General features: G+C 69.1%; 16 protein-coding genes. 13 read left to right on the plus strand and 3 right to left on the minus strand.

Annotated elements, in window-relative coordinates:
* Nucleotides 1-77 precede the first annotated feature (77 nt).
* Nucleotides 78-308: a ferrous iron transport protein A gene (locus Q9Q40_08160; protein ID MDQ7007192.1), complete on the plus strand. Its 231-nt coding sequence runs from the start codon at nt 78-80 to the stop codon at nt 306-308.
* A complete protein-coding gene (gene feoB / locus Q9Q40_08165) occupies nt 299-2,476 on the plus strand; it encodes a ferrous iron transport protein B (GenBank protein ID MDQ7007193.1) in 2,178 nt (725 codons plus the stop codon). The genes Q9Q40_08160 and feoB overlap by 10 nt, the downstream gene beginning before the upstream one ends.
* A gap of 174 nt (nt 2,477-2,650) precedes the next feature.
* Here the strand turns inward: feoB and Q9Q40_08170 are convergent, their stop codons facing one another.
* Complete coding sequence (locus Q9Q40_08170) at nt 2,651-3,331, minus strand: hypothetical protein (protein MDQ7007194.1); 681 nt, start codon at nt 3,329-3,331, stop codon at nt 2,651-2,653.
* Nucleotides 3,332-3,476: 145 nt separating this feature from the next.
* On the opposite strand from Q9Q40_08170, the gene Q9Q40_08175 reads away from it, so the two are divergent.
* Genes Q9Q40_08175 through Q9Q40_08195 form a run of 5 tightly spaced genes read left to right on the plus strand, consistent with a single transcriptional unit; the run spans nt 3,477 to nt 8,715 of the window.
* A complete protein-coding gene (locus tag Q9Q40_08175) occupies nt 3,477-4,940 on the plus strand; it encodes an RsmB/NOP family class I SAM-dependent RNA methyltransferase (GenBank protein MDQ7007195.1) in 1,464 nt (487 codons plus the stop codon).
* A 29-nt stretch (nt 4,941-4,969) separates the two neighbouring features.
* Nucleotides 4,970-6,370 carry a M20/M25/M40 family metallo-hydrolase gene (locus Q9Q40_08180; GenBank protein ID MDQ7007196.1) on the plus strand — a complete coding sequence of 467 codons (1,401 nt, stop codon included), beginning with the start codon at nt 4,970-4,972 and terminating at the stop codon, nt 6,368-6,370.
* A 12-nt stretch (nt 6,371-6,382) separates the two neighbouring features.
* Nucleotides 6,383-7,288, plus strand: a complete 906-nt coding sequence (locus Q9Q40_08185) for an MBL fold metallo-hydrolase (protein ID MDQ7007197.1) — start codon at nt 6,383-6,385, stop codon at nt 7,286-7,288.
* A 3-nt stretch (nt 7,289-7,291) separates the two neighbouring features.
* Entirely contained in the window at nt 7,292-7,711 is a 420-nt protein-coding gene (locus Q9Q40_08190; GenBank protein ID MDQ7007198.1) for a hypothetical protein, read from the plus strand.
* Nucleotides 7,708-8,715: a methyltransferase gene (locus Q9Q40_08195; GenBank protein MDQ7007199.1), complete on the plus strand. Its 1,008-nt coding sequence runs from the start codon at nt 7,708-7,710 to the stop codon at nt 8,713-8,715. Before Q9Q40_08190 ends, Q9Q40_08195 begins: the two co-directional genes overlap by 4 nt.
* A gap of 95 nt (nt 8,716-8,810) precedes the next feature.
* Here the strand turns inward: Q9Q40_08195 and Q9Q40_08200 are convergent, their stop codons facing one another.
* Complete coding sequence (locus tag Q9Q40_08200; GenBank protein MDQ7007200.1) at nt 8,811-9,467, minus strand: hypothetical protein; 657 nt, start codon at nt 9,465-9,467, stop codon at nt 8,811-8,813.
* 135 nt (nt 9,468-9,602) lie between these two features.
* Nucleotides 9,603-10,073, minus strand: a complete 471-nt coding sequence (locus tag Q9Q40_08205) for a hypothetical protein (protein MDQ7007201.1) — start codon at nt 10,071-10,073, stop codon at nt 9,603-9,605.
* 358 nt (nt 10,074-10,431) lie between these two features.
* Here Q9Q40_08205 and gatE point away from each other — a divergent pair, with 358 nt between their 5' ends.
* Genes gatE through Q9Q40_08235 form a run of 6 tightly spaced genes read left to right on the plus strand, consistent with a single transcriptional unit; the run spans nt 10,432 to nt 19,835 of the window.
* The gene (gatE, locus tag Q9Q40_08210) at nt 10,432-12,495 is read left to right on the plus strand and encodes a Glu-tRNA(Gln) amidotransferase subunit GatE (protein MDQ7007202.1); all 2,064 of its coding nucleotides are present in this window, start codon (nt 10,432-10,434) and stop codon (nt 12,493-12,495) included.
* Complete coding sequence (gene gatD, locus Q9Q40_08215; GenBank protein ID MDQ7007203.1) at nt 12,492-13,895, plus strand: Glu-tRNA(Gln) amidotransferase subunit GatD; 1,404 nt, start codon at nt 12,492-12,494, stop codon at nt 13,893-13,895. The genes gatE and gatD overlap by 4 nt, the downstream gene beginning before the upstream one ends.
* Nucleotides 13,895-15,298 (plus strand): glutamine synthetase, encoded by a 1,404-nt coding sequence (locus Q9Q40_08220; protein ID MDQ7007204.1) that lies wholly within the window; start codon nt 13,895-13,897, stop codon nt 15,296-15,298. Before gatD ends, Q9Q40_08220 begins: the two co-directional genes overlap by 1 nt.
* A 3-nt stretch (nt 15,299-15,301) precedes the next feature.
* Nucleotides 15,302-16,999: a hypothetical protein gene (locus Q9Q40_08225; GenBank protein ID MDQ7007205.1), complete on the plus strand. Its 1,698-nt coding sequence runs from the start codon at nt 15,302-15,304 to the stop codon at nt 16,997-16,999.
* Nucleotides 16,996-19,314 carry a hypothetical protein gene (locus tag Q9Q40_08230; GenBank protein ID MDQ7007206.1) on the plus strand — a complete coding sequence of 773 codons (2,319 nt, stop codon included), beginning with the start codon at nt 16,996-16,998 and terminating at the stop codon, nt 19,312-19,314. Before Q9Q40_08225 ends, Q9Q40_08230 begins: the two co-directional genes overlap by 4 nt.
* Nucleotides 19,315-19,373: 59 nt before the next feature.
* A complete protein-coding gene (locus Q9Q40_08235; protein ID MDQ7007207.1) occupies nt 19,374-19,835 on the plus strand; it encodes a hypothetical protein in 462 nt (153 codons plus the stop codon).
* Nucleotides 19,836-19,946: the final 111 nt, after the last annotated feature.

The raw sequence follows: 19,946 nt of genomic DNA on the forward strand, positions 1-19,946 counted from the left end.
AACAGTACCATTAATCTCGAGTAGTTGAGACGGGTTCGCAACAAGAACCTCTCCCGCGAACCCAGGGAGCCGGCGCGATGCCTACCTTGGACACGTTGCGTCCCGACAGCCTTTGCCGCGTCACCCACATCCTCGGAGAACATGCCGTCTCGCAGCGGCTGATGGAGATGGGCCTGATCGAGGGGTCCACGGTGGAGGTCGTCCGCTTCGCCCCCCTCGGCGATCCGATGGAAGTTTCGCTCCACGGCTACAGCCTTTCCCTGAGAAAGTCCGAGGCTTCCCTGGTGGAAGTCGAGCAGTGCGGCTAGCAGAGGCCGAGACGACGGTCGCCCTCGTCGGCAATCCCAACACCGGAAAAACGACTCTCTTCAACGCCCTGACCGGGCTCAGCCATCGGGTGGGCAACTACCCCGGCGTGACGGTGGAACACAAGCAGGGCCGCTTCGAACTCGGGCGCCGCAGCGTGCGCCTGGTCGATCTGCCCGGCACCTACTCGCTGGCGGCGCGCTCCAGGGACGAGATGGTGGCCGTCGACGCCCTCCTCGGTCACGGACTGGTGGACGAGGCTCCCGACGCGATCATCGCCATCATCGACGCCACCAATCTGCCGCGGAATCTCTACCTGGTGTCCCAACTGCTCGAGCTGAACCGGCCGCTGGTCCTCGCCCTGAACATGAGCGACCGGGCCCGCGCCCAGGGTATCGAGATCGATCACGCCGGCCTGGGCGCCTACCTGGGTGTTCCGGTGGTGCCCATCGCCGCGGATCGCAACGAGGGGCTGGAGACGCTGCAGGAAGCGCTCGAAAAAGCCATCTCCCGGGGCGCGCCGCGACCCGGCGGCCGCGCCGATCTGCCCGCATCCCTGCTCGAAGGCGTGGACAAGGTCCATCGCCGACTCGAAGAGGCGAGCGGAAAGCTCGGCTGGACGCCTTGCCGGGCCGAGGCGCTGCGCTGCCTGGTGGATGTGGGCGGCGAGTTCGAGCGGCGCTTCGGCGAACGTCTCGGTGACGCCTTCCGACATGCCGTGACCGCGGCCCGGGAGGAGATGCCGGGCTCCCGCACACCCGCCAGCGCCGAAGCCCATGCCCGCTACGCCTGGATCGACGACCTGGTGCGCCGCTTCGTGCGCCGCCCCAAGCCGGACAAGACCCCGCTGACCCGGCGCATCGACGCCCTGCTGACCCATCGCCTGTGGGGCAGCGGCGCGTTGCTGCTGATCCTGGCCGGGGTTTTCCAGGCCATCTATTCCTGGTCGGCCCCGCTGATGACCGTCATCGAAGTCGCCGTCGACCAGCTGGGAGTCGGGGTCGAGGCCCTGCTGCCGGCCGGCCCCCTGCGCAGCCTGGTGGTCGACGGTGTGCTCGGCGGCGTGGGCGGCGTGGTGGTCTTTCTGCCCCAGATCCTCGTCCTGGTCTTCTTCATCACGTTGCTCGAGGACTGCGGCTACATGGCCCGTGCGGCCTTTCTCGCCGACCGGCTGCTGGTGCGCCTCGGCCTGTCGGGAAAGTCGGTGATACCGCTGCTGTCGAGCTTCGCCTGCGCCGTACCGGGGATCATGGCCGCCCGCACCATCGACTCGCGGAAGGACCGGCTGGCGACGATTCTCGTCGCCCCGCTGATGAGCTGCTCGGCACGGCTGCCGGTGTACGTCCTCTTCATCGGCGCCTTCGTCCCCGACCGACGCTGGCTGGGCGGCTGGATCGGCCTCCAGGGGCTGGTCCTGCTCGGCGCCCACCTGATCGGCGTGGTGGTGGCCGCCGGTGTGCTGCTGATCTTCAAGCACACCCTCTTCCGCGGGCCGTCGGCGCCCTTCCTGATGGAACTGCCCCCCTACCGGGTGCCCCACTGGCGCAACGTGGCCTCCCGCCTGCTGGACCAGGGCCGCGCGTTCCTGGTTCGCGCCGGCTCGGTGATCTTCGCCGTGGCGGTCCTGATCTGGGGACTGAGCTACTTTCCCCACCCCGCCTCGATCCACGAGCACTACGAGCAGGCCCGCGCCGCCGCCGCCTCGCCCGAGGACAGCGCCCGTCTCGACCGGGAGGAGGCCGGCGCCTATCTCCGCGCCAGCCTGCTGGGCCAGGCCGGACAGCTGCTCGAGCCCCTGGTGCGCCACGCCGGCTGGGACTGGCGGATCGGCGTCGCCGTCGCCTCCTCCTTCGCCGCGCGGGAGGTGGTGATCGCCACCATGGGCACGATCTTCAACGTGGGTGACGACGCCACCGCCGAAGGCGGTGCCCTGCGCGAGGTGCTCGACCGGGCCCACTGGCCCGACGGCCGCCGCCTGTTCACCCTGCCGGTGGCCCTCTCCCTGGTGGTTTTCTTCGCCCTCTGCTGCCAGTGCGTGGCCACCCTGGCGGTGATCCGGCGGGAGACGGGCTCGTGGGGCTGGACCGCGCTGACCTTCAGCTACATGACGACACTGGCCTACCTGGCGGCGGTCATCGTCTACCAGGTCGCGCGCTGGATGGGGGCCTGAGATGCAGACGATCCTGTCCCTGGCCCTCGTCGTCGCCTCGGGCGCCTGGCTGGCCCGGCACTGGCTGCGCATCTGGCGCCGCCGGGCGGGAACGAACTGCGCCGGTTGCCCGAAAGCCGGGCGGCGGACGCACCCGATGTTGCGCGTCGTACCCGGGCAGCCGGCCGACGGGCCTCAGGCGCCGGGAATGCCGAAGGCCGGCCCGAAAGGCCTTTCCTCGGGCAGGGGGGGGTGACGGCGGGGATCGAACCCCACCACCGCCATCACTTCGCGGCGCGCGGTGCCGTCGAAGGGCAGGCCGAGCGCTTCGGGAAAGAGCGCCCGGGCCAGGACACGGGCCTCGGCTTCGAAGCCGGTCTCCCGGGCCAAGCCGACCCGGGTGAAGGCCTCCAGCCCCTGCGCCAGGGAAGCGGGCAGGCGGCCGGCCAGCTTCGCCAGGGCGTCGATGGCCGCCGCGTCAGGGTCGCGCTCCGATCCCCAGGTGGCGATCAGTTCCCCGTCGAAAAGCAGTTCGACCTGCCCGGCCACGATGGTCAACGCCAGGGACGACGACCCGTCGAGGCTCCAGGCTTGCAGCCAGCGACTCTCGTGGGTCCGGCCCCGCCCCTCGCCCTTGACCCGCAGGTCCACCCGCAACCGGACGGGATGCTCGCCGCCGCCGACGGTGAAGAGCACCCGCCGGCGCTGATCCCGAGGGGCTTCGAGCTTCTGGATGACCGTGTAGGAGGCCGCCGGAACTCCCGCGCCGGGCTTCACCTCGTAGCGCATGCGCACCCAGGTGGGCCCGTCGGAAGCTGCGAGACAGATCGGCAGCAGCAGCAGCGCGGGAACCAGCCGGAAAAGCAAACGTCGCATGGACTCGCACTCCTCGTCCCCGACAAACAGCGGGGACCCATGATACCCCGAACTCTCCTGAACCAAGCTGCATCGCCGGGCCGCTCGGGGCAAGCCCCCCGAGGGCGGGTCGGCACCGCCTGCCCCGGCACGGCACCGCCATCGGGTGCCTGCTACCCTCTTCGCCATGAACGACGATCGACGATCCGGCCGGCGGGCTCGCATCGAACGCTCCCTGCGCTGGCTCGAGCGCTACCGTCCCATCGTGGACGACATGCAGGGCTTTCTCGCCGCGCTGGAGGAGCCGCCGCCGGTGGACCTGATGGTTCCCCGGGGCGCCGAGCGCCGGCGGGAGGTCGCCGCGCGGCTCGAGGCCCGCGGCCTGGCCACCCGAACCTTCGACTGGGCGCCGCGGCACCTGCGGCTGGAATCTCCGCTCCCCGGCGGCGCCTTGCCCGAGGTGGTTTTCGGCCTGGCTTTTCGCCAGGGAGTCGTCTCGTCCCTGCCCTGCCGCGCGCTCGACCCTCACCCCGGCGAGCGCATCCTCGACCTCTGCGCCGCTCCCGGCGGCAAGACCGTGCTGCTGGCGAGCCTTGCCGAAGACCGCGCGCGCATCCTCGCCGGCGACCCCTCGGCTTCCCGCGCGGGCCTGCTGGTCCAGAGCCTGTCCCGCATGGGCCTCACCTCGGTGATCACCGTCCAGCAGGACGGCAACGGCTTTCCCGCCGCCGCGCCCTTCGACGCCATCCTCCTCGACGCCCCATGCACCGGCGAGGGCATCTTCCGGGTCGGCCGGCCGCGCTACGAGCCCACCGGCGAACAAGGCGTACTGCGCGCCCGGGCCCTCCAGCGCCGACTGATCAGCCGGGCCGCGGACCTGCTGGCCCCTGGCGGCCGCATGGTCTACTCCACCTGCAGCTACGCCCCGGAAGAAAACGAGGGGGTGATCAGCGACCTGCTGGCCCGGCGCGACGACCTGCGCATCGAAGCCCTCCCCGACGGCATCCCCGGCAGCCCGGGCCTCACCCGTTGGGGTGAAATCGGTTTCCACCCCGATCTGCCCCGGGCCCGGCGGCTCTACCCGCACCAGACCGGCTCCTGGGGCTTTTTCCTCTGCCTGCTGCGCAAGGACCCCGATTCCGGCCACTACACGTCGGGAAGCCGCCGGGAGGACCGCCCCCGGGTCGAACCCGTCGACGACCCGGAAGCGGCCGCGGAACTCCGCGCCGCTCTCGAGCCCTTCGGCGTTGGGCGGGAAGTGCTCGACACCTACCACGTCATGCCCCGCGGCAAGGACCTGTGGATCCTCTCCCGCTGCTGTCCCGCCGGCTCGGATACGGACGTCTCACGACTGAAAATCGTCGCCCCGGGACTGAGGGCCCTGCGCCGCACGCCCCGGGGGCCCCGACTGCCCAACGGCGTGCTGCGGGCCCTCGATCGCCACCTGGGCGCACGCGTGGTGGAATTGGAATGGGACCAGGCGCTGGCCCTGCTCGAAGAGCGGGAGCAGGCCGCGGCGCCGGACGCGCCGGTCGGACAGGTGGCCCTCCGCGCCGGAGGGCAGGTCATCGGCGCAGGCTACCAGCGCGGAGGCCGGTTGTATCTCGAACTGCCCAAGGCCTGGCGCTGAACCGGCATACCCTTTTCGAGGAGACGCCCATGACCCCCACCCCCTTTCGGCCCCTCCCGGCCGTCCTGCTGCTGGCCGCCCTGCTCGGCCCGGCCTGCGGCGGCGGCCCGAGGCTTTCACGAAGCGCGCCCGGTGATCCCGCGGCCGCCGCCGAAGTGCTGATCGACGCCGCCCTGGCCGATGCCACCGCCTACCAGCGCCTGGCGGAACTCTGCGACCGCTTCGGCGGCCGATCCGCCGGCAGCGAAGCCCTCGCGGGCGCCCTGCGCTGGGCCGCCGCCACGCTGAACGCCGATGGCGCGGAGAACGTCCGCCTCGAACCGGTGACCGTGACCGCGTGGATTCGCGGAGCCGAGCGCCTGACTCTGCTCGAGCCCGCCGGCCCCCGCGACCTCCCCCTGTTGGGCCTCGGCCGCAGCGTCGGCACTCCCCCCGGCGGGATCGAAGCCGAGGTCGTGGTGGTCTCGAGCTTCGACGATCTCCGACGCCGGGGCGCGGCGGTGCGGGGCAAGATCGTGCTCTACGACTTCCCGATGAAAACCATGGACGTGATGTTCAAGGCCTACGGCGAGGCCGTCGCGTACCGCTGGAAGGGTGCCGAAGAAGCCGCCCGTCACGGCGCCGTGGCGGCGCTGGTGCGCTCGGTCACCACGCGCAGCCTGGGCACTCCCCATACCGGGGCCATGAAGCCTTATGTCGACGACCTGCCGCGCATCCCCGCCGCGGCGATCACCGTGGAAGATGCCGCCAGCCTGCATCGGTTGACGGAGTCGGGCCAGACAGTGCGCGTCCGCCTGGAGATGGAAGCTCGCGAGCTGCCCGACCAACCCTCGGCCAACGTGATCGGTGAGTTGCGGGGTCGGGAAAAGCCCGAAGAGGTCGTCGTGATCGGTGCCCACATCGATAGCTGGGACGTCGGTCAGGGAGCTCACGACGACGGCGCGGGGGTGATCTTCGCCATCGAGGCCCTGCGCCTGATCCGCCAGGCCGGCCTCGTGCCCCGGCGTACCCTGCGCGTGGTGCTCTTCACCAACGAGGAGAAGGGCAACGATGGCGGCAAGACCTACCTCGCCGATCACGAAGCCGAGTTGAACCGCCACGCCGCGGCCCTCGAGGCCGACACCGGTGGCTTTGCACCGACCGGCTTCTCCTTCGCCGGCAGCGACGAAGACGCTGCTCGCATCGAGGCCTGGATGCCCCTCTTCGCGCCCCTGGGCGAGTTGAAGCTGACCCGCGGCGGCGCGGGGGCAGACATCGGTCCGATCGTGAAAAAGGGCGTGCCGGGCCTCGGCTTGCGCGTCGACTCGACCCATTACTTCGACTATCACCACTCCGCCGCGGATACACTGGACAAGGTCGACGAAGAGGAATTCCGCCGCTCCCTGGCGGCCTTCACCCTGATGAGCTGGCTGCTGGCCGACTCGTTCTGAGGGAGATCTCCCATGCCTGTTCCCCGTCGTCGTTTTCTGGCCCTCGCATCGTCCGCTGTGCTGTGTGCCGCCGCCGACTGGCGTTTCCCGCTGGCCGAGGGTTCGAGCGCCATGCGCGGCCTGCGCCGGAGTGTGGGCCTGTTCCGGGGCCGGGGTGGGACCATTGGCTGGCTGGCCACCGCAGACGGCGTGGTCGCCGTCGACAGCCAGTTCCCCGACATGGCCAGGGTCTTCCTCGATGGTCTTCGCCAACACGGCCTCCGCGTGCCGGACCTGCTGATCAATACCCACCACCATGGCGACCACACCTCGGGTAACGGCGTGTTCGCCGCCGCCGGTGTGCCGATCGTCGCCCAGGCCAAGGTGCCTGACCTCCAGCGGGACGCCGCCGCACGCAAAGGCGACGGCAAGAAGCCGGTAGTGGCCGACCGCACCTTCGATCTTTCCTGGAAAGGCACTTTCGGAGACGAGACGATCCACGTCTTTCACCACCGGCCCGCCCACACCGGCTCGGACGCGATCGTCCACTTCGAGGAGGCCAACGTGGCGCACATGGGCGACCTGGTCTTCAACCGCTACTTCCCCTTCATCGACCGCAGTTCCGGCGCGTCGGTCGAGGGCTGGATCGTGAGCCTCGAGCGGGCCATCGAGTACTTCGACGACGCGACGATCTTCATCTTTGGTCACGGCACGAAGGCCGCCGGCGTGACCGGCACGCTGGCCGACCTTCGCCTGCAGCGGGACTACCTTGCGCAAGTACTGGACACGGCGCGCCGCAGCCTCGCCGCCGGCATCGCGCGCGATGCTCTCGACGCCACGGAACTCTCCCGCCGTTTCCCCGAACACGAATCGCCCGATCCCCGTTTCTCCCCGGCGGCGAACCTGGCCGATGCCTGGGACGAGTTGACGGAGGAATAGACCGTGCGGCCCTGGGCCCTGGCGCTACTGGCAGCGGGCTCGATCTGGATCTGCCAGGCCCAGGTCGCCGATCAGGTCTTCGTCATCCTCCAGCGGGCCCGGCAGCAGGCCGGCGCGCCACTCCTCCTAAGGGACCCGGCTCTGGACTCTCTGGCCCGCTCGCGGGCCAAGGAAGTCGCCTCCCGTCCTCCCGACGAGCGCATGGCGGGACACGACGGCATCATCCGCTTCCTGCGCGCCCGGGGCGGGGAGCAGGCGCTGCGCGCCTGGGAACGCCTGGATCTCAGCCGCGGCGAGGATCTACCGGCCCGGGCGATCGCCGGCCGCTGGCAGCGTTCCACCGCCGCCTGGCGCCGCGCCCTGGCCGCTGATGGATGTATTTTTTTTACCCAGATCTTCGCCGCCAACGAGGAGGCCCCATGAATTCGGAAGACCTCAGTACCCTGTCGAAAGGTTACGTCGAAGCCAAGGTGCTGCTCTGCGCCGCCGAGCTGCGAGTCTTCGACCACCTCGCAGATGAGCCCGCCGCCGCCGAGGAAGTCGCCCACAAGGTGGGCGGCACCCTGCGCGGCTTCGAGATTCTCCTCGACGCCTTGACGTCCCTCGGGGTGCTGCACAAGCACGAGGGACGCTACCGCCTCGACCCGGCCTGTCGCGAGGACCTGCTCAGCGATGGCTCCACGCGCATGGCCGACCTGCTGCGCCATCGCAACCGCCTTTTCCGTCGCTGGGCTTTTCTCGAGGAGATCATCCGCGGCGGGGAACTCCCCGCCGCGGTCGATGGCCCCGGTCTTCTGGCCGATCCCGTCGCCACCGATGACTTCATCCGCGCCATGTTCGCAGTCAGCGGGGGCCGCGCCGGCCAGGTGGCCTCCGCCCTCGACCTGGACGGCGTGCGAGTCATCGCCGACCTGGGAGGCGGCCCGGGCCACTACTTGGTGGCGCTGCTCGAGCGAGCGCCGAAGGCTCGAGGCTACCTGGCCGACTTGCCCCCTTCCCTCCAGGTCGCCCGCGCGCTCCTGGCCGACCACCCCCTGCGAAAGCGGATCGAGCTGGTAGCGTGGGATCTCTACCGCGGCGAGCCGGCAAACCCCATCGACCCCATCGACCTGGCATTCATCTCCCAGGTGCTCCACGGCTGTGGCCCCGAACCCAACCGGGAGATGCTCCGGCGAGTGGCCGCCCACCTGGCCCCCGGCGGCCGGGTGGTGATCCACGAGAACGTGGTCGAGGAAGACCGCTGCCATCCCCGCCAGGCCGCCCTCTTTGCCGTCAACATGCTGGCCATGACCGACCAGGGGCGAACCTACACCGATGCTGAGATCAGCGCCTGGGGAAAGGAGGCCGGCCTCGCCCGCGAGGGCGGCCAGCGCATCGACGAGCGCTCGTACCTCATCGTTCTGCGCCGGCCCCGGCTCGAGCCCTGATGTGGAAGGCACTTCACCATCATCTCCGCAGGGGGAGCAGCGTCCTTTCTGCAGAATGGCGCTTGCGTACCACAATCGCTCCGGCCCGGCCTCGCCTACAGCGTTGGCTGGTCCGTCAGCAATATTTCCACTTCTCCTGTCGCGCTGGAAGACACAGCAATGATGTTGACACCCTCCAGCAACGAGACCTGCTGACTCGTGTCAGTCTTCTGATCGTAATTCGGATCATCGAGCACAGTATTACCGTTAATCGTCACGACTAACGTGTTCAGCGGAGTGCCGTTGCTCACAATGGCTCCGATGTTCGCCGTCGAAAGGTAGTACGTTCCCGGCGAATCCGCGGTAACCTGGAACACGTACTTGGTTGGAACGCCAGGATCCGACCCAACGAACATGACCTCTACATTCAAGAAGCTGAACAGAGAATTCAAGCAGGGGCCCGGGTGCTCGCCATCGCCGTAGCACTCATTCGTCAGACAGAGCTGATGTTGTATGACAGCGGACTTGAGGCACGCTGCTCGTTGAGGATCAGCGTAATCCGGGTACATCTGACTACAGTGTTCGAACTCGCCATCCCTCTCATCCCTACAATCGAGTTTGCAGGTTTTGCACGGGTCTGGATCAGGGGGGTCCTCCGCAGCAAACCCCATGGGGATTGCGCACAGCAGTCCTGCCAGCACGAAAGACACGACACGCCTACTCCTGCATGCCAGACCGGCCAGCACCGAAAGCGACGTGGGCCTCGTCTTCATTTGGATATTTCCTTTCGTGGCGCGCAGTCGAGCAATGGTGATATGCTGATCGTTCGCAACTCTACCCCCCTCCTCCCCCCCCTTGTCAAGAGGGGCGGAGCCTGTCAACGACTTCGAGACACTTCGGGTTTGATCCTACTGAGCCATCTGCATGGGCAATGCCTCCATGGGTGGGTCGATCCAGGATTCTGGGGGGGGGGGATCTGGGCGCCTTGGCCTGCCATGAACGAAGCGTTCTGGATGGGCGCGGAAAGCATCGTCGAGGACTCTTTGGCGTTCTTGAATGACGGCCGTGGTCCGGCCGAAATGCACGTCGGCCGGAGTGAGCCTGGCGAGGGCCCGATGATGGTGATGGTTGTCGTACCAGGGGAAGAAGACGCGGCCATGAGAGATGGCGTGATCGTGCCCGCAAGAGCGGTTGGGGAAACCCGGCTGGTACTCGATCGTCTTGAAGTGGGCTTCGGAGTAGGGATTGTCGTCGGAGACGTGGGGGCGAGTGCCGGTTCCCGGTGCGGATTGGCGACGACGGTAGAAGGTGTCGCGAGAAACACCGCGGGCACGGCAAGCCGGGAGTACCCCGATTTCCCGCGCCAGGTCGATAGCCATCTCCCAGCGTTCTTCCCTCCGTCGACTTCGACCCCCGGCAGCCGCGAGACTTTTCCCTGCACATCGATCACGAGGTTTGCCTTGCGCAGATCCCCCTTCAGCCGGCCAGCCACCGTCATTCCAAGCTCGTGCACGATGACAGCGGCTTGCAGGATCCCGGCTTCATCGACGGAACGAAAGGGAACCATCGGGATGCCCGGGAGTATTGCGGATGTCGCCGAGCAAGACAGGACTTCTACCGGCCGCCGGACGCGGCTGCTGAAGGAAGCCGCAGCGAGGGGAGACGTCCGCGGGCGTCTGGTATACTCGCCGGCCGCACCCCGAATCCGAAGACGCCGGAATTCCGAGGCAACAGAACGTGACTCACGACGAAACTCCCCGGGAGGGAGGCGTTCGGCCCCCCGCTGATTTCAACCCACGCAGCCAGCCCCCACTGGATTTCCCCGACCGGGATCTCGAGGAGATGACCCCCGCCGACTACGAGATCCTCGGCTTCCTGGCCGGGCTCGAAGTCCATCAGCAGCTCGACACCCGGGGCAAACTCTTCTGCCGCTGCCCGGCCGGTCGCAAGGCCCGGCGCGTGGATGCCGAGGTCCTGCGGCACATGCGTCCGACGTTGAGCGAACTCGGCGAGTACGACGGCACCGCTCTGATGGAGTTCAAGACCCGCAAGGAAATCATCTACCGCCTCGAGCGAAGCTGCGTGTGCACCTACGAGATGGACGACACGCCCCCCTTCGAGATCGACAAGCAGGCGGTGAAGATCGCCCTCGAAGTCTGCCGCCTGCTGGAGCTTGATCTGGTCTCCGAGTTGCACGTGATGCGCAAGCAGTACCTGGACGGATCGATCCCCACGGGCTTTCAGCGCACGGCGATGGTGGGCCTGGGCGGCGCGATCCCCTTCCGCGAAAGCCAGCTCGGCAGCGACCGGGTGTTGCGCATCAGGCAGCTCTCCCTCGAGGAAGACTCCTGCCGCGAGGTCTCCGACATCGGCCACCGCATCATCTTCGTCACCGACCGGCTGGGCATGCCGTTGATCGAAACCGTCACCGAGCCGGACATGCTCACTCCCTTCGACGTGCAGGCCGGGGGCCGCCTGCTGGCCGCCGTGGCCCGGGCCACGGGCAAGGTGCGTCGCGGCCCGGGAGCCGCCCGCCAGGACGTCAACGTCTCCATCGCCGGCAGCCGCCGGATCGAGATCAAGGGCGTGGACAATCACCGAGGCCTGCCCCGACTGGTGCACATCGAGGCCTTCCGCCAGCTCAACCTGCTGCGGCTCCGGGAAGCCCTGCGACAGCGCGGCGTGCAGGAGGAGTTCTTCGCCATCGCCCCCCGGGGCCCGGCCTGGGAAGTCTCCGACCTGGTGATCGATGCCCGCAGCCTGCTGCGCGATTGCGAGTTCGCCCCCGTACGCCACGCCTTCGAGCAGGAGCAGATGCTCGCCGCCGTGCGCCTGCGGGGTTTCGACGGCCTGCTGCGCCACCGCACCCAACCCGGCATCAACTTCGCTCGCGAGCTGCGGGGCCGCGCCCGGGTGATCGCCTGCCTGACCGGCGAACCCTTCATGATCCACTCCGACGTGGAAGATTTCGGCCTGAGCACCCTGCACTGGAAGCAGCTCCGCTCGGCCCTGCGCGCCGACCGCGAAGACGGCCTGGTGGTACTTTGGGGACCGGCCGAGGACGTCTCTACCGCGGCCCGGGAGATCCTCGCCCGGGCGGCCGAGGCGCTGGTGGGCGTTCCCGCCGAAACCCGTCAGTCGTACCCCGACGGCACCACCGATTTCGAACGCATCCTCCCCGGTCCCGACAGGATGTATCCCGACACGGACACGCCCCCCGTGCCGATCCCCGATCCGTGGGTGGAAGAACTCGAACTCTGCCGCAACGAGACTCCCTGGGAGCGCGAGGACCGCTACCTCGCCGACGGCCTGCCCGCCCCCCTGGCCCGACGCCTGGGCCGCGCCCCATGGGCCACGCTCTACGACACGCTCGCTCCCCGCACGGCCGAGGCCGCGCGGCGCCTGGCCTGGGGCCTGGAAAAGCGCCTGGTGCATTTCTGGCGCGAGAGCGGGCGGCGCGTTCTTCCCTCCGCCGAACGCCTCGCCCCCCTGGTGCGCGCCCTCGAGGAACAGCGCCTCCACCCCGACGGTTTCGAACCCGCCCTCGACCGGCTGCTGCGGGAAGCATCCTGGTCGCCGGAGGACCTGCTGCACGCCTACCTGGCCGGCGGCGAGACCGACGACCTCGACTCGCTGGTGGCCGAGGCCGCCGAGCAAGCCCGCACCCTGGGCACCCACCTGCCCGAAGCCCGGCTACGCTGGGCGATGGGCCGGGTGATGCGGGGCGGGAGAGGCCGACTCGACCCCGTGCGGGTGCGCGCCGCCCTGGCCCGGGCGCTGGACATCAAGGAGGCATCATGAGCACAGCGGCCACCTCCTCGGACGACTACAAGGGCTACCGCGAACCCATGCTCGGCGTGATGCGGCGTTTCGGCATCACGGTCTGGTGCGAAGTGTCGATCCGCAGCACCCGCGGTCACTTCGAAGGCTTGGTGCTGCCCCGCTCGGAGACAGCCGACGCCGATCACCTGGTGCTCAAGCTGGCCAGCGGCTACAACGTGGGTCTGCGCTACGACACCATCGAGGAAATGCACAAGACGGGCTACCGCAAGGCGAACTACAAGATTCCCGAAAAAGAATTCCCCGTCGATCCCGCCAAACCCTCGGTCAAGCTCTTCGGCACCGGCGGCACCATCGCCTCCCGGCTGGACTACCGCACCGGGGCGGTGATTCCCGCTTTCTCCCCCGGAGAACTCTACGGCTCGGTGCCCGAGCTGGCCGACATCTGCAACCTGGAAACGGAGAAGCTCTTCGGCGTCTTCTCCGAGAACATGGGTCCCGAACAGTACCTGGTGCTGGCCGAGCGGGTGGGCGAGGCGATCCGCGAAGGTCGCGACGGCATCGTCGTCGGTCACGGCACCGACACCATGCACCATACGGCCGCGGCGCTGAGCTTCATGGTGCAGAATCCGCCGGTGCCCATCGTGATGGTGGGCAGCCAGCGCTCGTCCGACCGCCCCTCCTCGGACGCCGCGCGCAACCTGATCAACGCCACCGCCACTGCCGCCCGCGGCCCCATTGCCGAGGTGATGGTCTGCATGTTCGGCCCCACCTCCGACCACTACAACCTGCTCCACCGCGGCACCCGGGTGCGCAAGATGCACAGCTCCTACCGCAGTACCTTCCGCACCCTGGGGGACATCCCGCTGGCCATGGTCTCCAACGGTGAAATCACGCCCCTCAAGGACGACTGGGCCCGCCGGCGGGAAGACCGCGAAGTGGAAGTGCTGCCCTTCTTCGACGAAAAGGTGACGATTCTCTATTACTATCCCAACATGCAGCCCGACATCATCGACGCCCTGGTCGACCGGGGCTATCGCGGCATCGTCATCGCCGGCACGGGCCTCGGCCACGTCAACCGCAAGCTCTACCCCGCCCTCGAGCGGGCGGCCGCCGCCGGCGTGCACCTCTACATGACCCTGCAGACCCTCTGGGGTTTCGTACAGATGTATGTCTACGAGACGGGTCGCGAGATTCTCGAACTGGGAGTGGTTCCGCTGGCCAACATGTTGCCCGAGGTGGCCTACATCAAGCTGGGCTGGGCTCTCGGCCGCCACGGCGACGACGCGGCGGCGGTGCGCGAGACGATGACCCGTACCATCGCCGGCGAAATGACCGAACGCGAACCCCACGACGGCTACCTGGTCTTCCAGGGAGGAGTCCCCGAAATGAAGGCCTTTCTCGGAAAGATCTGGTCCTGATGCTCAGCGAAGAACCCACGCTTCCCGCATGCCGCCTGGCGCACCTGATCGGAAAACCCTCCGCCTACTGGACGGTGGACGACCTGGTCCGCGTAGTCACCGAACGCCGCGTGAGTCTGCTCAGCCTGATGCACATCGGTGGCGACGGCTGGCTGAAGACCCTCGACTTCGTCCCGCGCAACGAAAAGCACCTGCGGGACGTGCTCGAAGGCGGAGAGCGGGCCGACGGTTCGAGCCTCTTCCCCGGCCACGGCATCCCCACCGCATCCTCGGACATCCTGCTGCGCCCGCGGCTGTCCAGCGCCTTTCTCGACCCCTTCTCGCCCCGCCCCAGCCTGGTGCTGCTCTGCTCGCACCACCGGCCCGACGGCGCATGGCTGCCCCAGAGCCCTGACACCATCGTCCGCCGGGCCGAGGCCCGGGTGGCCGAGCGGCTCGGAGTGCAATTGATGGCCCTGGGCGAGGTGGAGTTCTTCCTCGCCAAGCGACGCAGCGAAAGCGACATCTACGGCGCCGACGACCGGGGCTACCACGCCACTGCGCCCTTCGTCTTCGGCGAGAGCCTGCGGCGCCAGGCCTTGGGCATCGCGGGAGACATGGGCCTGCCGGTGAAGTACGCCCACAGCGAAGTGGGCTACATCGAGCCCGACGGCCACGACGATCGCATCTGGGAGCAACACGAGATCGAACTGAGCCTGACCCCGCTGGCCGAGGCCGCCGAGGCGGTGGCCCTGATCCAGTGGGTCCTGCGCAACCTGGCTCACGCCAGCGGCATGCTGTGCAGCTTTGCGCCCATCCTGCGCAAGGGACACGCCGGCAGTGGCCTGCACATCCACTTCTCACCGATGCGGGGTGGCCGGCACCTGGCGGGCCTGAGCCCCGACGGTGACCTGGAAGACGCGGCCCGCTGGCTGATCGCCGGAATGGTCGCCTACGGCGACGCCCTGATGGCCTTCGGCAACCGGGTGGAGGGCTCCTTCGTACGCCTCGGCCAGGGCAAGGAGGCTCCCAGCCGGGTGAGTTGGGGCGCCTTCGACCGCATGGCCCTGGTTCGCCTGCCCGTGGTGGCCCGGGACGCCAAGGGCCTGACCCGAACCCCCCCCACCATCGAGTTCCGCCTGCCCGACGGCTCGGCCCACCCCCACCTGCTGCTGGCGGCCGTGGCCCAGGCGATGGTGGCCGGGCACTCGCTGGCCGACCTCGACGCCCGGCTCGAGCGGACCCGCTCGGAAGCCGTGGAGAAAAACCCCGACGCCGCCGTACGGGTGCCCACCAACGCCGAAGAGGTCGCCGCGGCCCTCGAGGCCCGACGCGAGGTCTTCGAAGCCGAGGGCGTCTTCCCCCCCGGCGTGATCGATCATCTGCTCGGCAGTCTCTCTGCCTCCCGCGAGATCGGGCTCTGAGCGATGCCCGCCGGCAGTCGACGAGCGGCGGCTGAAAAGGCCTTTCTCCCGCTGCTGGGCCTGGTCGCCCTGGCCTGGGGCGGCCTGCTCGCCTGGCGCCAGGCCTGGACCTGCGACGACGCCTTCATCTCGTTCCGCTACGCCCGGCACCTGGCGGAGGGCCATGGCCTGGTCTTCAACGTGGGCGAGTGGGTCGAGGGCTACAGCAACCTGCTGTGGACCCTGTGGATCGCCCTGGGACTCGCGGCCGGCGTGGACCCGGAGCCCTGGGCCCGGGTCTCCAGCCTGCTGGCCCACGCCGGCACCGTGGCCCTGCTCGCCGCCCTCGGCGCGCGCTGGCGGAAGGAGGCCCAGGCCGGCCCCTTCCTCGTTCCCATCGCCGCCCTGGGCTTTGCCCTGTGGCCCGACTCGGTGATCTGGGCCACCGGCGGCCTCGAAACCTCTCTCTTCACCTTCCTGCTCACCCTGGGCTTTTTCTGCCTCTCCTCCCGCCGCGCTTCCCGACGGATGGAGTGGGGCGGCGCACTGGCCCTCGCCGCCGCCGCCCTGACCCGCCCCGACGGCGTGCTCTTCGCCGCCCTGGCCGCCGGCGCCCTGCTGGTCGATCAGCCGCGGCGGCCGGGGCCGGCCCTGCGGGTCCTGGCGACGGCCGCCGCGGCCTGGAGCGGCCAGCTCGCCTGGCGCCTGGCCGCCTACGGTGCCTGGCTGCCCAACACCTACTGGGCCAAATCCGCCGGGCAGGCCTGGTGGAGTCAGGGCGCCGCCTACCTGTGGATCTTTTTCCAGCGCTACTGGGTGCTGCTGGCGGTGCCGCCGCTCGCCTTCCTCCGCCTGCTGAAACGTGGCCGCCGAGACGGACAGCCGGCGGACACCGAGCGCCGGGCGCTGCTGCTGGCGACGTTTTTCACGCTGGGCTGGCTGGTCTACATAGCCCGGGTCGGCGGCGATTTCATGTTCGCCCGGATGCTGATCCCAGCCCTGCCTTTCCTGTTGCTGCTGCTGGAACTGATGCTGATCGACACCTCCCGGCGGGCGGCGGAAATACAGTTCGTGCTCTCGGCCCTGTTGCTGGCCCTCGGCATCCTCTCTCCCGCGCCGGTGAGCGACACCGACTGGTATCACGGCATCGCGAACGAGAGACAGGTTTACCGGGAAGAGGTCGTCCGCCTCCTCGACCAGCGCGCCGAGGACCTGGCCCGACTGATCGACGGCCTCGACGTGCGCGTCGCCTTTCTCGGCCTCGAAGCGAGGATGATGGAAAAGGCCCGGGTGCCGGTCGCCATCGAGTGCGAGACGGGACTGACCGACAGGCACATCGCCCGCCGGCCACTGGCCGAGCGCGGCCGGGTGGGCCACGAAAAACGCGCCGACCTGAACTACGTCATCGGCGAACGCCGGGCCGACCTGATTTTCCACCCCTCGGCGCCGCGGGTGCTGGAGATCGAGCGCTTCGTCCCCTTGTGGGAGATCCGCTACGGACGGCTTCGAGGCTGGATCCTGCGCTGGAACCCGGAACTGCTCGACCGCCTGGGGGAACGGGGCGCACGCTTCGCCGACTTCCCCGCCTTTCTCGATGCCTACATCGCGAGCCCGCCGGAGCCGGCCCGAATCGCCGCCGACTATCCGCGATTCAAGCGCTTCTACTTCGACGCGGTGAACGACCCCATCCGGCAGGCCTTCTTCCAGCGGGAGCAGCCATGAGCGGCGACACTCGCGGCGCCCCCCCCGCGCGGGCCCTGGCCATCGCCCTGGTCGCCGCGGCGACGCTGATCTTCGAGATCACCGCCACGCGTATTCTCAGCGTGGTCGTGTGGTACCACTTCGCCTTTCTCGCCATCTCCCTGGCGATGGTCGGCCTCGGAGCGCCGGGGGTCTGGCTGGCCCTGCGTCGTCCCGGCCCGCGGATCCTCCCGGCGGCCCTGGGCCTGGCCGCGGTCACCCTCCCCGGGTCGGTGGTCGTAATCTTCAAGCTGGCCCCCATGCTGGCCCAGGCACCGGGAGGCGGCGGCGGAAAGAACCTGTTGCCCACCAGCGGCCTCGCCCTGGTGGTGATGGCCCTGTTGCTGCCCCTGCTCGCCATCGGCACGGTGATCTGCCTGATCCTGATGGACACGCCCCGCGAGCGCCTGGGGGCGATCTACGGCGCCGACCTGGCAGGCGCCGCGCTCGGAGCCCTGGCAGTGGTGCCGCTGATGGACATCCTGCCCACGCCCCTGGTCACCGCGGGCTCGGGCCTTTTGCCCCTGCTCGCCGCGGCGGCGCTGTATCCGACCCGGCGGACACGGCTGGTGACGTCCGTAGCAGCGCTGACCCTGGCGGGACTGCTGGCCTGGCAGACTCCCTTCACCCTGCGCTACTCGAAGAAGTACCTCGAGGGAGGGCGCCTGCTCTGGGAGCGCTGGACTCCTACCGCGCGGCTGACCGTCTTCGACGGCGTGTTCTTCCACGAAGATCCTGCCTCCGCCTTCGGCTGGGGCATGGGGCACCGCTGGCAACCCCGCCCCATCGACCAGCTCTGGCTCGAACAGGACGGTTCGGCGGGGACCGTGATCACCCGCCTCGACGGTTCGCCGGACGCGCTCGACCACCTGCTCTACGACGTGACCACCGCCGGCTACCAGGTCTTCACGCCCGACAAGGTATGCATCATCGGCGCGGGGGGCGGAAGGGACATCCTTGCCGGCAAGGCCGCGGGAGCCACCCGCATCGACGCCGTGGAACTCAACCGGGGCATCGTGGAAGCCGTCGACCAGGTCTTCGGCGACTTCTCCGGGGGCGTTTACCGCCTGCCCGGGGTGCGCGCCATCGTTTCGGAGGGCCGCTCCTTCCTGGCTCACACCACCGAACGCTACGACATGGTGCAGGTCGCCCTGATCGACAGCTGGGCCGCCACCGCGGCGGGGGCCTACGCCCTGTCGGAGAACTACCTCTACACGGTGGAGGCCTTCGAACTCTATCTCTCGCGCCTGGCAGACGGCGGCGTGCTTTCCATCAGCCGCTGGATGAAGGGTCGCCGACGCCTCGAGGCCGTCCGCCTGGTGCTGCTGGCCCGCAAGGCCCTCGAACGCCGGGGCGCCGACAATCCGCTGGCCCACATGGCGGTCCTGCAGGCCGGATCGGTGGCCAACCTGCTGGTCAGCGCGAAACCGCTCGACAGCCGACGCCTGGCCGCCATCGACGCGGTGGGCCGGCGTCGCGGCTTCGCCCGCCTCTGGCCGGTGCCACCGGGCGCCAAGCCCTCGCTGATCGCCACGGTGCTCGAAGAGGGCACCGGGGGGCTCGAGCGGTACGGTATCGACCTCTCCCCACCGACCGACGACCGCCCCTTCTTTTTCCAGATGGTCTCGGTCCTAGGTCCCGTGGACCGGAAGGTGATCGAGCAACACTCGGTCAACGAGCAATCGATCCTCGTCCTGCGCCGGGTGCTGCTGATCGTGGCTCTGTTCACAGCCCTGCTCTTTTTCGCCCCCTTCTTCGGTCGCATCCCGGGCGGCACCGGCTTCTGGCGCGGCAGCTTCTACTACGCGGGACTCGGCCTGGGCTTCATGCTGCTGGAGACGAGTTGGCTGCAGCGTTTCGTGCTCTACCTCTCGCACCCCAGTTACGCCGCCAGCGTGGTGCTGGCCTGCCTCCTGCTGGGAGCGGGAGCGGGGGCGGGGCTGTCCTCGCGCCTGTCCGACCGCACGCTGCGGCGTCTGGTGCCCGCAGCCTTGCTCTTCGTCACCGCACTCCACTTCGTGATGCCCCCCCTGCTACGCGCGACCCTGGCTCTTGGCTTCGCCCCCCGCCTCTTGATCAGCGCCGCCTTGCTGATCCCCGCCGGACTGGCTCTCGGGGCCTGGTTCCCCGCCGGCCTGCGCCGCTTCGGCCGGCAGCACACCCCGTGGTTCTGGGCGGTCAACGGGGCTTTCTCGGTGCTCTCCGGAGCACTCTCCCTCGCCCTCGCCATGGAGGGCGGCCTGACCCTCGCCGGCGGCGTGGGCCTGGCGTGTTACCTGGTGCTCTTTCTCCTCTAGCCCGCGAAACTCACCGGAACCCCGGTATAGAATGCCGCACGGGAAGGAGGACTCTCTCGATGCGTATCCCTTGGCGTTCCACCAGTCTGCTTCTTTGCGCACTCGCCCCCATCTCCTGCGGCGGTGACCGCAGCGCGGTCTCCGACCGGCCGGCCGAAGCGTCCGCCACCCACCGCGTGGCGGCGCCGGCAGAGATCGCAGGCCTGCACCTGGACGACGGCGCGAAATGGAAGATGGACCCGCACACCCGATTCGTCTTCGGCGAGATGGCCCGGTCCTTCCTCGGCTCCGCCCCCCTCTCCCAGGACAGCGAAGCCCTCAAGCGGGCCGGCTCGGAGTTGCAGGTGAGCATCAACAAGCTGATTCAGGGCTGCACCATGACCGGCCCGGCCCACGACCAGTTGCACAAATTCCTCACCGCCTACATGCCCGCCGTCGCCGCCCTCGCCGGCCGCGGCCGGCTCGAGGACGCCAGGAAGGTCAAACGGTATCTGGAGATCTACGGCGATTTCTTCGAGTGAACCGCACCCCCCCCACCGTGGAGCGAACAATGTTGTTCCTGGCTGCCCGGCCGGGGGGGCCCCCCCGCCGGGCGCCGGCCCCCCGGAGCGAGCCCCGCAGCCCCCCCCTCG

The sequence above is a fragment of the Acidobacteriota bacterium genome (assembly GCA_030949985.1).
GTDB lineage: Bacteria > Acidobacteriota > Polarisedimenticolia > J045 > J045 > JALTMS01.

Excerpts from the sequence above, each read along its gene's own strand:
- Q9Q40_08185 (MDQ7007197.1), top strand. The coding sequence starts at position 6,383 with ATGCCTGTTCCCCGTCGTCGTTTTCTGGCCCTCGCATCGTCCGCTGTG.
- Q9Q40_08195 (MDQ7007199.1), top strand. The coding sequence starts at position 7,708 with ATGAATTCGGAAGACCTCAGTACCCTGTCGAAAGGTTACGTCGAAGCC.
- Q9Q40_08225 (MDQ7007205.1), top strand. The coding sequence starts at position 15,302 with ATGCCCGCCGGCAGTCGACGAGCGGCGGCTGAAAAGGCCTTTCTCCCG.
- Q9Q40_08170 (MDQ7007194.1), bottom strand. The coding sequence starts at position 3,331 with ATGCGACGTTTGCTTTTCCGGCTGGTTCCCGCGCTGCTGCTGCTGCCG.
- Q9Q40_08235 (MDQ7007207.1), top strand. The coding sequence starts at position 19,374 with ATGCGTATCCCTTGGCGTTCCACCAGTCTGCTTCTTTGCGCACTCGCC.
- Q9Q40_08230 (MDQ7007206.1), top strand. The coding sequence starts at position 16,996 with ATGAGCGGCGACACTCGCGGCGCCCCCCCCGCGCGGGCCCTGGCCATC.
- Q9Q40_08205 (MDQ7007201.1), bottom strand. The coding sequence starts at position 10,073 with ATGGCTATCGACCTGGCGCGGGAAATCGGGGTACTCCCGGCTTGCCGT.
- Q9Q40_08220 (MDQ7007204.1), top strand. The coding sequence starts at position 13,895 with ATGCTCAGCGAAGAACCCACGCTTCCCGCATGCCGCCTGGCGCACCTG.
- Q9Q40_08180 (MDQ7007196.1), top strand. The coding sequence starts at position 4,970 with ATGACCCCCACCCCCTTTCGGCCCCTCCCGGCCGTCCTGCTGCTGGCC.
- Q9Q40_08200 (MDQ7007200.1), bottom strand. The coding sequence starts at position 9,467 with ATGAAGACGAGGCCCACGTCGCTTTCGGTGCTGGCCGGTCTGGCATGC.
- Q9Q40_08160 (MDQ7007192.1), top strand. The coding sequence starts at position 78 with ATGCCTACCTTGGACACGTTGCGTCCCGACAGCCTTTGCCGCGTCACC.
- gatD (MDQ7007203.1), top strand. The coding sequence starts at position 12,492 with ATGAGCACAGCGGCCACCTCCTCGGACGACTACAAGGGCTACCGCGAA.